The following is a 13113-nucleotide window of genomic DNA, read 5'->3' on the forward strand; positions in this document are numbered from 1 at the left end:
GATGGGGGCAATGTACAAATGAGCAATCATACCGTTGACAATCACGGCGCCAGCCACGGCAGCGCCAAGTCCTACATGATCGGCTTCGTGCTGTCACTCATCCTGACCGCGATCCCGTTCTGGATGGTGATGGACGGCAGCGCCTCCCACGCCGTGGTGCTCGGCACCGTGGTCGGGATGGCGGTGATCCAGATCTTCGTACACCTGGCTTACTTCCTGCACATGAATACCTCCTCCGAGGAGCGCTGGAACCTGGTGGCACTGGTCTTCACCGTGCTCATCATCGCCATCGTGGTGGTGGGTTCCCTGTGGATCATGTACAACCTCAACATCAACATGATGATTCACTGAGCGGGTTGATGTGATGATGAAGCAATACCTGCAAGTGACCAAGCCGGGCATCATCTTCGGTAACCTCATCTCGGTTATCGGTGGATTCTTGCTGGCCTCCAAGGGGAGCCTGGACGTCCCCCTGTTCATCCTGACCATGGTCGGGGTGTCACTGGTGGTCGCCTCCGGCTGTGTGTTCAACAACTACATCGACCGGGACATCGACTGCATCATGGAGCGCACCAAGAATCGCGCCCTGGTGAAGGGGCTGATCGCCCCTGGCGTCTCGCTCTGGTATGCGAGCGCGCTGGGCGTTGCGGGCATTGCCCTGCTGTACTTCGCGGCCAATCCGTTGGCCGCCTTGCTGGCAGTGCTGGGCTTCCTGGTCTATGTGGGGGTCTACAGCCTCTACATGAAGCGTCACTCGGTCTATGGCACCCTGGTCGGCAGCCTCTCCGGCGCCGCGCCACCGGTCATCGGCTACTGCGCGGTGAGCGGTCAGTTCGACTCGGGGGCCTTGATCCTGCTGGCGATCTTCAGCCTGTGGCAGATGCCGCACTCCTATGCGATCGCCATCTTCCGCTTCAAGGATTATCAGGCGGCCAACATTCCGGTGTTGCCGGTGGTGAAGGGGATCTCCGTGGCCAAACACCACATCACCCTCTACATCCTGGCCTTTATGGTGCCGACCCTGATGCTGTTCCTCGGCGGTTATGCCGGTTACAAGTACCTGATAGTCGCCACCGCGGTGAGTGTCTGGTGGTTGGGGATGGCGCTGTCTGGCTACAAGCAGGCGGTCGATGACTCCCTCTGGGCCCGCAAGCTGTTCATGTTCTCGATTGTCACCATCACCTGCCTGAGCGTGATGATGTCGGTGGACTTCCAGCCGGACGCAGCGCCCGTGCTGGTGAGCATGCTGCCCTGAGGCATCGCCAATCCGGATGCCAGTGTTGTGATATGACACAGGAAAATCAGTAGAATCCAGAGCCGGGAACCTTCCCGGCTCTGTTATTATGGGGCCGCCCCGTCGGGGCTCTTTCTTCTGTGGCTCGGCCGAGCAGGCTGCCATCTCCTTCTTCCCCCTCTTTTTCTGATTGATGAGGCCATCATGAATGATTTCACCATGACGAGGAGCGAGCGCCGGGCAACCTGGGCGCTCGGTTCCGTCTTCTCACTGCGCATGCTCGGCATGTTCATGGTGCTGCCGGTGCTGACCACCTACGGCATGTCCCTGGCCGGTGCGTCCGAGACGCTGATCGGGCTCGCCATCGGTGTCTATGGCATGGCCCAGGCCCTGCTGCAGATCCCGTTCGGGCTGCTCTCCGATCGTATCGGCAGAAAACCCCTCATCGTCGGCGGCCTGCTGATGTTTGCCATTGGCAGCATCATCGCCGCCATGAGCGACTCCATCTGGGGGGTCATCGTCGGTCGTGCCCTGCAGGGCAGCGGCGCCATCTCCGCCGCCGTCATGGCGCTGCTCTCGGATCTCACCCGGGAGCAGAATCGCACCAAGGCGATGGCCTTCATCGGGGTGAGCTTTGGCATCACCTTCGCCATCGCCATGGTGACCGGGCCGCTCATCACCCATGCCCTGGGATTGTCGGGCCTGTTCTGGCTTATCGCCCTGCTGGCGCTCGGCGGCATCGGCATCACCCTGTGGTGGGTGCCGGAGCCGAAGGGCCATCTGCTCAACCGCGAGTCGGCCATGGTGAAGGGGGGCATTCGTACCGTGCTGGCCAATCCACGCCTGCTCAAGCTCAACCTCGGCATCCTCTGCGTGCACACTCTGCTGATGTCGAGCTTCGTGGCGCTGCCGCCGCTGCTCGAACAGGCCGGGCTGCCCCGGGAGCAGCAGTGGCAGGCCTACCTCGTCACCATGCTGGTCGCCTTCGTGAGCGTGGTACCCTTCATCCTCTACGCCGAGAAGCGCCGGAAGATGAAACTGGTGTTCCAGATTTGTGTGCTGGTGATGCTGGTTGCCGAAGTGGTGCTGTGGCAGGCCGGGTTGCAGCTCTGGGGCCTGCTGGCGGGGCTGCAGATCTTCTTCATCGGCTTCAACGTGATGGAGGCATTGCTGCCATCCCTCATCAGCAAGGAGTCGCCACCGGGTTACAAGGGCACCGCCATGGGGGTTTACTCCACCAGTCAGTTTATCGGGGTCGCCATCGGCGGCAGCCTGGGTGGCCTGCTCTACAGCCAAGGGGGGGCACCCCTGGTGTTCGGTGGCTGCGCCGCCCTGGCGCTGCTCTGGCTCGGGGTCAGCCTCACCATGCAAGAACCTCCCTATGTCAGCAGCCTGCGCATCGTGCTGCCGGAAGGGGTTGAGGCGAGCCCGGCACTGGAGCAGAAGATCCGCGCCTGCGACGGGGTGAGCGACGTACTGCTGGTGAGTGAGGAGCATTCGGTGTATGTGAAGGTGGACACCAAACACCTCACGCGCAGCGATCTGGAGCGGCTGATCGTCGCCTGATGCCCCCCCATGGCGGGGTCGGGCGATGGCCCGACCCCCTTGCTATGCTGAGATCCTCATTAACAGGAGGACGCTCTCATGTCATACGTGGATGGATTCGTGATCGCCGTGCCCACGGCGAACAAGCAGGCCATGATCGATCATGCGAAGTACATCGATCCCATTTTCCTGGAGCTCGGTGCGACCCGGGTGCTGGAGTGCTGGGGGGACGACGTGCCCCACGGCAAGCAGACCGATTTCTACCGCGCCGTGGCGGCGAAAGAAGATGAAACCGTGGTCTTCTCCTGGGTGGAGTGGCCGGACAAGGCGACCCGGGACGAGGCCATGCAAAAGATGATGCAGGATCCCAGAATGGCTCCGGGCGGTCCCCTGCATCAGCAGATGCCGTTCGACGGCGCCCGCATGATCTTCGGCGGATTCAGTACGGTGCTGGAACTCAAGGCCTGATTTGTTCAGAAGATAAACGGAAGAAAGCCCGCCATCGGCGGGCTTTTTCATGGAGGGGGCAGGCTCAGGCCGCACGCCAGAAGGGCTTGTCCCCGAGTATGGTGGCCCTGTGCATCACCCGTCGTGCCGGCAGGTAGTCGGCGTTGGCATAGTGCTGGGTCACCCTGTTGTCCCAGATGGCGATGTCGTTCTCCTGCCAGCGCCAGCGCACCTGAAACTCGGGGCGGGTGATGTGATCGAACAGGAAGCCGAGCAGCGCCTCGCTCTCCCGGGCCGGCAGATCCGGCAGACGGGTGGTAAAGCCTTGGTTGACGAACAGCGCCTGCCTGCCGCTCACCGGGTGAGTGCGGATCACCGGGTGGCGCAGGGGTGGGTTGTTGGCCACGGCGGCCTGCCAGCGCTGGCGTTCCTCTTCGCTGCCGTTGTGACGGTGAGCCGGGAACGACTTGGTGAAGTCGTGCTCGGCCTCCAGCCCCACCAGCAGCTTCTGCAGGGGCGGGGAGAGCGCCGCGAGCGCCGCTATGCCGCTGGCCCAGAGGGTGTCGCCTCCGGTCGGCGGCAACTGCTTGGCGGCCAGGATGGCCAGCGCCGGCGGCGTCTCGATGAAGGTCACGTCGGTGTGCCAGTTGTCGTTGTCCGGCGGGTTGTCGTCGTGGGTGTCGAGCACGATGATCTCTTCGGCCTCCTCGCTGTGGGGATAGACGGGGTGGATGTGCAAGTCCCCGAAGCGGTTCGCGAGTGCCCGCTGTTGTCTGGGGCTGATGGGTTGATCCCGCAGAAACAGTACCTGGTACTTGAGCAGCGCGCGGTGGAGCTGCTCGAAGTGATCCTGCGTCAGGGGCTCGGCCAGGGTGAGGCCGGCGATCTCGGCGCCGATATGGGGTCCCAGAGGGGTAATGGTCAGCTTGTCGTTCATTGTCCTTCTCCATGCCAGGGTGTCAGCCTGCGCTGCAGTGCGCGTAAACCCAATTCCAATACGAAGGCGATCACCGCGATCACCAGAATGCCTGCCAGCACCACGTCGGTGGCGAGAAACTCGCCGGCAGATTGCACCATGAAGCCCACCCCCCGGGTGGCGGCGATGAGCTCGGCCGCCACCAGGGTGGACCAGCCCACCCCGAGGCCGATGCGCAGCCCGGTCAGGATCTCCGGCAGGGCCCCCGGCAGGATCACGTGCCAGAGCACCTGGGCCGGTGAGGCGCCCAGCGCCCGGGCCGCCCGCAGCCGCACCGGCTTGGCGCTCTGCACCCCCGCCAGGGTCGCCATGGCCACGGGGGCGAAGATGGCCAGATAGATGAGCAGCACCTTGGCGGTCTCGCCGATGCCAAACCAGATCACCATGAGCGGCAGGTAGGCCAGCGGCGGCACCGGCCGGTAGAGCTCGATCAGCGGGTCCAGCATGCCCCGCACCGTGGGGCTGAGCCCCATGGCGATGCCGGCTGCGATGCCGAAGAAGGCCGCCGCCACCAGGGCGATGAGGATGCGACCCAGGCTCGCCCCCAGGTGTTGCCACAGGGTGGCGTCCATAAAGCCTTGCGGCCCTGCGATGGTGATGAGCTGGGTCAGCACCTTGGCCGGGGGCGGCAGGAACAGGGGATCGACCCAACCTAGCCGGGCTACCAGCCACCACAGGGCCAGCAGGGCGGCCAGGGTGGCGAGACTCAGGGTCAGCCGCCTCGGCAGCGGCCAGTGCAGGGCCCGCTTGCGGGGGCTGGCGGTACGAGTGAGGGCGATGCTCATGCGAAGGCCTCCCGCTGCTCGAACACCCGGCCGAGCACGTATTCACGGCGCTCGATGAAGGCTGGATCGGATTTGATGCTGCGGCAGGGCTCCCCCGCGGCGAAGCGGCGACCGAAATCCAGGGTCAGCCGCTCCATGATCCGGCCGGGGGAGGGGGAGAGCAGTACCAAGTCGGTCGCCAGAAACACCGCCTCCTCGATGTCGTGGGTGATGAGCAGCACCTGGCGGCGCCCCTGATGCCACAATCGCAGCAGCAGGGTCTGCATCTGCTCCCGGGTGAAGGCGTCCAGGGCGCCGAACGGCTCGTCCAGCAGCAACAGCTGGGGTTGGGTGGCCAGGGCGCGGGCGATGCCGACCCGCTGGCGCTGGCCGCCGGAGAGCTGCCAGATGGGGCGATCACCCGCCCCCTCCAGCCCCACGCTGGCCAGCAATGCCTGCGCCTGTTCCTCCCGATCGCGCTTGGGCACCCCGGCCAGTTGCAGGCCGAGGGCGACGTTGTCCCGCACGTTGCGCCAGGGGAGTAACCCCTCACTCTGGAACACCACGCCGCGCTCGGCGCCCGGCCCCTTCACCTGCTTGCCCTGCAAACGGATGTGGCCGTGCTGGCAGGGCTCGAAGCCGGCGACCAGGTTGAGCAGGGTGGTCTTGCCGCAGCCGGAGGGGCCGAGCACCACCATCAACTCGCCCTCAGGGAGGCTCAGGCTGATGTTGTCGAGCACCTTCTTGCCGGCGTACTCGGCGGACACATAAGAGAGCTGCAGCATGATCGTCTCCTCTGGCTTATTGGGGCACGGATTTCACGAAGCGATCCGTCACGAACTGGCGGTAGTCGGTGGCGGCGTTCGCGACCTTGCCCTCGGCCTCGAGGAAGCGGGCGGTGTCGATGATGGTCTGGTTCACCAGGCCGCTCAGCTCTGCGCTCTGGGCGCGGGCGTCGAGGTAGGTGTTGCCCTTGACCAGGCCGGGCACGTCGGCCTCGGGGACGCCGCTCAGTTTTGACAGCTTGCCGAGGTTATCCGCCTTGGCCAGCCAGAGCTCCGGGTTGTCGAGGTAGCCACGCTGGGCCGCCAGGGTGCTGCTCACGAAGGCCTGCACCACCTCGGGATGGGCCTTGGCGAAGTCCTTGCGTACCACCCAGACATCCAGGGTCGGTGCCCCCCATTCACCGACCTGGGCCGAGTCGGTCAACACCTTGCCCTCCTTGGTCAGCTGGTTGAGGGCCGGGGCCCAGACATAGGCGCCGTCGATGTCGCCGCGCTGCCAGGCGGCGATGATGGCCGGTGGTTGCAGGTTCACTATCTGCAGCTTGGCCGGATCGACGCCCCAGTGCTTGAGGGCCGCCAGCAGGCTGTAGTGGGTGGTGGAGGTGTAGGGCACGGCGATGCGTTTGCCCACCAGATCCTGGGGGTTGGCGAGTCCTTGCTTCACCACCAGCGCCTCGGAGTCGCCGAGCTTGGAGGCGAGCAGGAACACCTCGATGGGCACGTTCTGGCTGGCCGCCACCGCCAGCGGGCTGGAGCCTATGTTGCCTATCTGTACGTCGCCCGAGGCGAGCGCCCGCACCACGCTGGCGCCGCTGTCAAACTTGCGCCAGTCCACCTTGGCACCGCTCTCCTTGGCGAAGGTGTTGTCGGCCTGGGCCACCTTGGCGGGTTCCGCCGAGGTTTGGTAGGCGACCGTGACCTCGACCGCCAGGGCCGATTGGGTGACCAGGGCGAGTGCCGCCAGCCAGAGGGAAGTTCCTTTTCCTTTCATGATGCGTTCCTTCATTCGGGTGATTGAGGCCTCATCTTTCCCCGAACAGCGCCGGGAAATGAAGGAACGAGAAGGCAGCTGTCATGAGTTATGGTTCTTAGAAAAAGAACGGTGAATCAATGAGGTAATTCAGATATGCCGGGATGTGAAGAGGTTATTCGCGCACTGGCAATCGGCCTCGCTTGCGGGAAAAAAGAAGCGGGAAGGAAGGGGCCGTCTGAAGGGCGGTTGTGCACAGGATAGAGGGGGAGATATGTGAGTCGGTCGTGCGGCCAGATAAGCGGAGCCCGCCAGTGGGCGGGCTCCGGAGGTGGTGGGAAGCAACCCCCTGGATCAGCGCTCGATAAGGGGCGCCGAGCGATAACTCCAGAGGCCGTAGGTGCGCAGGGCATCCCGGTAGATACCGAGCAGCTCCTCGGGGCTCGCCTTGGCCAGGGTCGACAGCGGCTTGTCCGGGTAGCTGACGCTGTCTATCTGGATCCCGGCGGGGCCGCTCTGCCAGCAGGCTATTTCCAGCAGAGTCTGGCCCCGGCGCACGTGGCTCGCCGAGCTCACCAGGGTGGCGTACTCAATCTGGTGGCGGGCGAGGACATAGCCGCTGTAGAGGGCGTTCTCCACCGTGCTGGTGGCGTAGTTCTCCTCGATGATGCGGGATCTGTCTATGCCCTTCTTCGCCAGCCAGTCCGCCATCAGCTTGCCCTCGGTCTGGCGGTTCTGGGGCACGCCGCCGGTGAGGATGATGAGGGCCGCCGGGTTGGCCTGGGCCAGGGCCCGGGTGGTCTCGAGCCGGCCCAGCAGGATGTCGTGCATGCTGCCGTCGGGGTTGAGGGCATAGCCCAGGGTGACGATGGCGCGGCGGCCCTTCTTCTCGCCCCGTCCCTGCTGCTCCTTGAGCGGGGTGGCGTTAACCCTGTCCACGGTGTCGAAGAGGCGCTGCAAGTCGGCGGCGCGACCGGCATTGAGCTCGCCGACCCGCTTGACGTAGCCATCGGATTTGGCCTGATCGCCCTTGAAGCGCTGCCAGGTGGCGAGATAGGTGTTGAGATCCAGATCGTCCGGCGCGGCAGTGAGCGCCTGCTCGAACAGGGCGATGGCTCTGTCCACGTTGCCGTTGTAGATCTGGGCATTAGCTGCCGAGATCAGCAAGTCGGTGCGGTAGGGCTCGAGTTGATAGGCCTGCAGCAGCAGCTCGGTGACCCGCTCCATGTTGCTCGGCATCTTGGCGGTGAAGCCGGCGTCCGAGACCCGGGCCGGCGACTTGAAGACGTGCAAGGCATCCGCCAGCAGCTGATCCACCACCTGGCGCTTGCTGATGTACTGATCGTAATTCTGCTCCTTTTGCAGGGAGCGCACCGGGGTGGCCCAGGCGACGGAGGGGAAAAACGCCGGCAGTGCCAACAGGCTGGCCAGGGTCAGGGCAATCGCGGTTCTTTTCATCATGGAGTTCCATCGAGGGTTGAGGGCGCCATGCCATTGCATTACCCCTAGGGGCTTTTTCAATAAAAACATGAACTTGGTTATGTGTGATTGTACGCCCTTTGGCAGCAAAAAACGTGAACCGCTTCGGTTATCCCGGTAACCCCCTAGCGCAGACCCAGACGCTCGTGGAGAAACCCCAGCCAGGCCTCCACCTTGGCGGGCAGGTGGCGGCGCTTCGGATAGAGGCACCAGATGCCGTGCTCGGGCAGGGCGTGGTCTGGCAGCAGGGGCACCAGCCGACCGGTGGCGAGATCCCGCTCCACGATAAAGTCCGGCATGTTGCCTATGCCGAGCCCCGCCAGCAGCGCCGTGTGGATGGCATCGCTGTTGTTGACCTCGAAATTGCCGCGCGGGGTGATGGCCACCTCCCCCTCGGGGCCTTGCAGCCGCCACTGGGTGCCGCCGCGAAACAGGGAGTAGAAGAGGCAGTTGTGGTGCTCGAGATCCGCCGGGGTACGGGGCGTGCCGGCCCGCGCCAGGTAGGCGGGGGCGGCGCACAATGTGCTGTGACAGGGGGCAAGGCGGCGGGCGACCAGGCTCGAATCTTCCAGCTCGCCGATGCGCACCGCCACATCGAACCCCTCGGCCACCAGATCCTGCCGGGCGTCGCTCATCTCCAGCTGCAGTTGCAACTCGGGGTAGAGGGCGAGAAATTCGGGGATAAGGGGAGCTATGTGGCGCCGACCATAGACCATGGGCACCGTCACCCGCAGCAGGCCGCGGGGCGCCGATTGCAGGGCGCCGATGGCATCTTCCCCTTCGCTTGCCAGGCGCACCGCATGGCGCACCGCCTCGAAGTAGCGCTCCCCCGCCTCGGTCAGGGCGAGGGAGCGGGTGGTGCGGTAGATAAGCTGGCAACCGAGCTGCTGCTCAAGCTGGCTCACCTTCTTGCTCAGCACCGACTTGCTGAGGCCGAGCTGACGGGCGGCGCCGGAGAAAGTGCCCGCCTCCACCACGGCGACGAAGGCGGGGAGCAGGGCGAAGGCATCCTGGTTCATTTTGTTCTCAATTTGGAAACAATGTTGTTCCAATAGGGTAGATTATCCTCATATCGAAAACAATTTACCCTGCTCCTCTGTTCAACCAAGGAGTGACCCCATGATCCCCCCTCTTATCGACCGCCGCCCCGGACGCCTCGCCTTCGGCCAGACACTTGGCCAGACCATAGGTGCTCTGGCCGCCTTCGCCGCCGGCCTGCTGCTGGCGCTGATGATCGCCCAGAACGGCGCCCTGGCCCGCGCCACCGACCCCTGGCTCGGGAGCTGGCTGGCCCACGGGGTCGGCAGCCTGATGGCCGCGCTCCTGTGGTGTCTCGCCCCCCGATCTCCGACGCCGGAGGCCGCCCCGCCCTGGGCCTGGCTCGGCGGCCTGCCGGGGGCGCTCACCGTGGTGCTGGCGGCCCTCTGTCTCAACTCCCCCCTCGGCATGGCGGGCACCCTGGCCCTGCTGCTGCTCGGCCAGCTGCTGTTTGGCGCCCTGTGCGACGCCAGAGGCTGGTTCGGGCTGGCCCGCCGCCGACCCTCGGGGAAGGACGCGCTCGCCGCTCTGCTGGTGCTGGCCGGCGCCCTCTGCATCGTGCTGCATTAGGAGATACACCATGACCATATTGATCCTGCTGGGACTGCTCAACGGCGTGGCGGTGAGCCTGTCGCGCACCCTCAATGGCCGCCTCGCCAGCGCCCGGGGCGCCATGACGGCCTCCCTTGCCAACCACCTGCTCGGCTTTGGGCTGCTCGGCGCCCTGCTCATCCTCAAGGGGGCGCCCTGGGAGCGGCTCGCCGGGCTCGATCCCTGGCTGCTGCTCGGCGGCGTGCTGGGGGCGCTGTTCGTCGCCATCAGCAGCTGGGCCATCGGTCGGGTCGGTGCCCTGGCCTGTGCCCTGCTGATCGTCGCGGGCCAGCTGGCGGGGGGAGCACTGCTCGATGCCCTGGCCGGACGGCTGGCGGCGAGCGATCTGCTCGGCATTCTGCTGGTGCTGGCGGGCGCCGCGCTGCAACGCTGGCTGGCCGGCAAGCCGCGCCCTTCAACATGAGGGGAGCTGGCGTGGCGACATCTGGGAGGCCTACGCGCCGCCCTTGCCTTGGCAAGGACCAACCAGATCACGCCCTGGCGGAAGGGAAAAGGCGAAAGGAAGAGAAATGAAGGGAAAGAAAGAGAGGCCGCCTGTGGGCCAGGGCCAGCCCCAAAACGCAGAACACCGGCGCTAGGCCGGTGTTCTGGAATAACAGGGTCGGGGCGTCGCAGTCTGGGCGACTTAGGCGTAGAAGGCCTCGACGGTGCCCTTGACGGTGATCAGCATGGGGTTGCCGTAGCGATCCTTTGCCTTGGGGGAGGGGATCTTCACCCAGCCTTCGCTGATGCAGTACTCCTCGACATTGGTGCGCTCCTTGCCGTTGAGGCGAATGCCGATCTCGTGCTCGAAGCAGGCTGCCACATGGTGCGGGCTGCGCGGGTTGGCCGCCAGACGGTCGGGCAGTGCAGGTTTGTTGTCGCTCATTTTATAGACCTGAGTGTGATAAAAAGTGGGTCATTGTAGGCAATGCCCGCCACGGGCTCAAGGCTGGGTTGCGTCCCATGCGGGTGGACAAGGTCTGGCTACAGTTGCAGCTCGGGCAACAGCGTCGCCTGCTCCTGAAAATGGTGGCAACGGCGCTTAACGTCGTCTCGGTAGCCTGCCAGATAAGCCAGCTCGGCGGTATGGTCTGTCTCAACCAGGGCGATGGCGGTATCAAGATGATGCAGTATGTCGCTGGCTATCTTGTGCAGGGTTTGCTGCAACAGGCGTTTGGGCAAATCACATGCTTCGGCCATCTCCAGCAACTGCCATGCGTTGACCGCCTCGGGAGCAAACTCGTTGCCGATGGCCATGGCCAGATGCTGGTTGAACTCGGGGTAAAGCCCCACATTGACCAGATCGTACCAGGGGGTGGGCGTCAGCCCTGCCCGCGAGACGAAGAAGCTGTAGTTCTTGCCGTGGGCATCATGATTGTTGACGCAGAGGTTGAAGAGCAGCCATTGCAGCATGTCCAGTCTGGCCTGCGCCGGATTGACACAGAGGGCGCTGAGACTGAACAGCCGTGGCAGGCTCACCCCTTCCCGAATATGGGCCACGTCCCGCCCGTCACCGAAGTTGCGTTCATATTTTCGGGCGACGGGAAACCCCAGCCCCTGACAGGCATCGATCATGTGACGACGGCGCACCCTCAAGCCACCCTCGTCAAGGCGCCGATCGAAGCGTTCTACCAGCAAGCTTCGGTGGGACTTATCGCCTTGACCTACCCTGTGCAGTTCGACCTGTGCCACCTGCATGCCCAGCAGTGCGGCCAGCCGCATGGTCACAAACTCATTGATCACCAGATGAGGGTGATGCTCGAACTTGAGGAGGTGGGTGGAACAGAGCTCGCCCTCGCCAAATCCCAGCGTCCCCTCGAGTCGCAGCAGGTTGAGCTTGGCCTGCACGCCAGCAACCGAGAGGCGGGGGCGACCATCCCAGACTTCCAGCGGCCAGATCTCGGGCTGATCGAGGCGCAGCAACAGCTCTTCCGGGGTGATGGGGCGAAAATGGGTGGGGACGTCGGGCTCTGCGGGCAGGGTAAAGGTGACCGCCCCGGAGACATCGCGACCGATGCCGTGGATCAGGGCAAAGAGATTGCTGCGCGAAACGGAGAGCGCCTCAATCAGGTGCTCCAGCCCGTGATTTTCTGGTAGCAAATTGCCCAGATATGCCCGGACTTGGGCGCTGCTGGCCGAGCCATCCAGCGCCAGCGGGGGAGAGAGCGGGAATCCGCGCGCCTGCCACGCAGGTGTATAGCCGAGCTGAAACGCATCCCGGCTGGAGTCATATTCGAGATGGCCGATCAGCTGGTTACCCAGCCGAAGTTCCAGCCGATGGTGCTCAGAACCACTCATCATCACCGACCTCTGGTTGGCTGTTGCCGCTCGCTACCTGTGAGCCCGTTTCTTGCACCAGTTGCAACCTCAGCCCCAGCGCCTTCATCACCTGCAACAGGGTCGAGAGGTAGACATCCCCCCCTTTTTCAATCTTGATCAGGGTCTTCTTGGAGATGCCGCACAGTGAGGCCGTCACCTCCTGGGTCATCTTGGCTGCCTTGCGTCTCTCGCGGATCGCCAGCCCCAGCGAGGCGGGATCCAGTTCTTTTGGGCCGGTTTGCAACGATGCGTCTGCCATCATGATCACGAAAAAAGTGTAGGTTGTTACACCTTAACTCATGGTAAGAGCAAACAGCAATCAAAAGTGTACGATGATGCACTTTTTATGGTCCTGGTGCTGGTTGCGAGATAAAAGTGTAGAGAGGTTCACTTTTTAAGGCGGAAAAGTTGGTGAGGGATGGTCTGGGGGATGGCCGAGGGGCAGGGAGGGGCTCGCTTGCAGAGCCGCAGTGCACTTCACGTTTACTTCACCGAGTGGGGGTAGGGTAGGAAACAGTTTTCATTTGGAGCTTCACCCTATGTCCACCATAGTCACCCACGCCGCCGTGCCCCTCTGCCTTGGGCTCGGGCTTGGTAGCCGGATTATTCCGCCGCGTCTGCTGCTGGCAGGGGTTGCCATCGCCATGCTGCCCGATGCCGATGTGCTCGCCTTCAAGCTGGGGGTCGCCTACGGCCATGTCTTTGGCCACCGCGGCTTTACCCACTCACTGCTGTTTGCCTTTGCCCTGCCCACTCTGGCCATGCTGTTTCACCGCCAATTTAGGGCCAGCGCTGCCACCGTCTGGTCGTTTCTGCTGGTCTCTCTGCTCTCCCACAGCTTGCTCGATTCCCACACCACCGGCGGCAAAGGGGTTGGCTGGCTCTGGCCGTGGCTGGACGAGCGTTTCTTTGCCTCCTGGCAAGTGATCCGGGTCGCCCCCTTCGGTCATCCTCCCATATTC

Annotated in this window: 16 protein-coding genes; 7 read left to right on the top strand and 9 right to left on the bottom strand. The window is 64.1% G+C overall.

Annotated features, from left to right (window positions below; translation table 11 throughout):
- The first annotated feature begins 18 nt into the window (after positions 1-18).
- The 4 genes from LG30_RS0109075 to LG30_RS0109090 all read left to right on the top strand — a co-directional run bounded on the left by LG30_RS0109075 (position 19) and on the right by LG30_RS0109090 (position 3247).
- Positions 19-351, top strand: a complete 333-nt coding sequence (locus LG30_RS0109075) for a cytochrome o ubiquinol oxidase subunit IV (protein WP_033130385.1) — start codon at positions 19-21, stop codon at positions 349-351.
- A 10-nt stretch (positions 352-361) separates the two neighbouring features.
- Positions 362-1255 (top strand): heme o synthase, encoded by an 894-nt coding sequence (gene cyoE, locus LG30_RS0109080; RefSeq protein WP_033130386.1) that lies wholly within the window; start codon positions 362-364, stop codon positions 1253-1255.
- A 183-nt stretch (positions 1256-1438) separates the two neighbouring features.
- Complete coding sequence (locus LG30_RS0109085; RefSeq protein ID WP_033130387.1) at positions 1439-2800, top strand: MFS transporter; 1362 nt, start codon at positions 1439-1441, stop codon at positions 2798-2800.
- Positions 2801-2878: 78 nt separating this feature from the next.
- The gene (locus LG30_RS0109090) at positions 2879-3247 is read left to right on the top strand and encodes a DUF1428 domain-containing protein (RefSeq protein WP_033130388.1); all 369 of its coding nucleotides are present in this window, start codon (positions 2879-2881) and stop codon (positions 3245-3247) included.
- 64 nt (positions 3248-3311) lie between these two features.
- On the opposite strand, the gene tauD is transcribed toward LG30_RS0109090, so the two are convergent.
- The 6 genes from tauD to LG30_RS0109120 form a co-directional block, all read right to left on the bottom strand.
- Positions 3312-4163 (bottom strand): taurine dioxygenase, encoded by an 852-nt coding sequence (gene tauD / locus LG30_RS0109095; RefSeq protein WP_033130389.1) that lies wholly within the window; start codon positions 4161-4163, stop codon positions 3312-3314.
- Positions 4160-4987: a taurine ABC transporter permease TauC gene (tauC, locus tag LG30_RS0109100; protein ID WP_033130390.1), complete on the bottom strand. Its 828-nt coding sequence runs from the start codon at positions 4985-4987 to the stop codon at positions 4160-4162. The genes tauD and tauC overlap by 4 nt, the downstream gene beginning before the upstream one ends.
- Positions 4984-5751, bottom strand: coding sequence for a taurine ABC transporter ATP-binding subunit (gene tauB / locus LG30_RS0109105; protein WP_033130391.1), 768 nt, complete (start codon positions 5749-5751; stop codon positions 4984-4986). The genes tauC and tauB overlap by 4 nt, the downstream gene beginning before the upstream one ends.
- A 16-nt stretch (positions 5752-5767) precedes the next feature.
- A complete protein-coding gene (gene tauA / locus LG30_RS0109110) occupies positions 5768-6742 on the bottom strand; it encodes a taurine ABC transporter substrate-binding protein (RefSeq protein WP_033130392.1) in 975 nt (324 codons plus the stop codon).
- 333 nt (positions 6743-7075) lie between these two features.
- The gene (locus LG30_RS0109115; RefSeq protein ID WP_033130393.1) at positions 7076-8179 is read right to left on the bottom strand and encodes a YdcF family protein; all 1104 of its coding nucleotides are present in this window, start codon (positions 8177-8179) and stop codon (positions 7076-7078) included.
- 146 nt (positions 8180-8325) lie between these two features.
- Complete coding sequence (locus LG30_RS0109120) at positions 8326-9219, bottom strand: LysR family transcriptional regulator (protein ID WP_033130394.1); 894 nt, start codon at positions 9217-9219, stop codon at positions 8326-8328.
- 100 nt (positions 9220-9319) lie between these two features.
- On the opposite strand from LG30_RS0109120, the gene LG30_RS0109125 reads away from it, so the two are divergent.
- Both LG30_RS0109125 and LG30_RS0109130 read left to right on the top strand, forming a co-directional pair.
- Positions 9320-9808 carry a DMT family transporter gene (locus LG30_RS0109125; RefSeq protein ID WP_081966111.1) on the top strand — a complete coding sequence of 163 codons (489 nt, stop codon included), beginning with the start codon at positions 9320-9322 and terminating at the stop codon, positions 9806-9808.
- A gap of 10 nt (positions 9809-9818) precedes the next feature.
- Positions 9819-10253, top strand: a complete 435-nt coding sequence (locus LG30_RS0109130) for a DMT family transporter (protein ID WP_033130395.1) — start codon at positions 9819-9821, stop codon at positions 10251-10253.
- Positions 10254-10475: 222 nt separating this feature from the next.
- Here LG30_RS0109130 and LG30_RS0109135 read toward each other — a convergent pair whose 3' ends face one another.
- The 3 genes from LG30_RS0109135 to LG30_RS0109145 all read right to left on the bottom strand — a co-directional run bounded on the left by LG30_RS0109135 (position 10476) and on the right by LG30_RS0109145 (position 12410).
- Complete coding sequence (locus LG30_RS0109135) at positions 10476-10718, bottom strand: DUF3297 family protein (protein ID WP_033130396.1); 243 nt, start codon at positions 10716-10718, stop codon at positions 10476-10478.
- 98 nt (positions 10719-10816) lie between these two features.
- Positions 10817-12133: a HipA domain-containing protein gene (locus LG30_RS0109140; RefSeq protein ID WP_081966113.1), complete on the bottom strand. Its 1317-nt coding sequence runs from the start codon at positions 12131-12133 to the stop codon at positions 10817-10819.
- Positions 12117-12410 (bottom strand): helix-turn-helix domain-containing protein, encoded by a 294-nt coding sequence (locus LG30_RS0109145; protein ID WP_033130409.1) that lies wholly within the window; start codon positions 12408-12410, stop codon positions 12117-12119. The genes LG30_RS0109140 and LG30_RS0109145 overlap by 17 nt, the downstream gene beginning before the upstream one ends.
- Positions 12411-12690: 280 nt before the next feature.
- Here LG30_RS0109145 and LG30_RS0109150 point away from each other — a divergent pair.
- Positions 12691-13113: metal-dependent hydrolase (locus tag LG30_RS0109150; RefSeq protein WP_033130397.1), on the top strand; the 423-nt coding region annotated here is incomplete at its 3' end.

The sequence above is a fragment of the Aeromonas aquatica genome, assembly GCF_000764655.1.
Lineage (GTDB): Bacteria > Pseudomonadota > Gammaproteobacteria > Enterobacterales > Aeromonadaceae > Aeromonas > Aeromonas aquatica.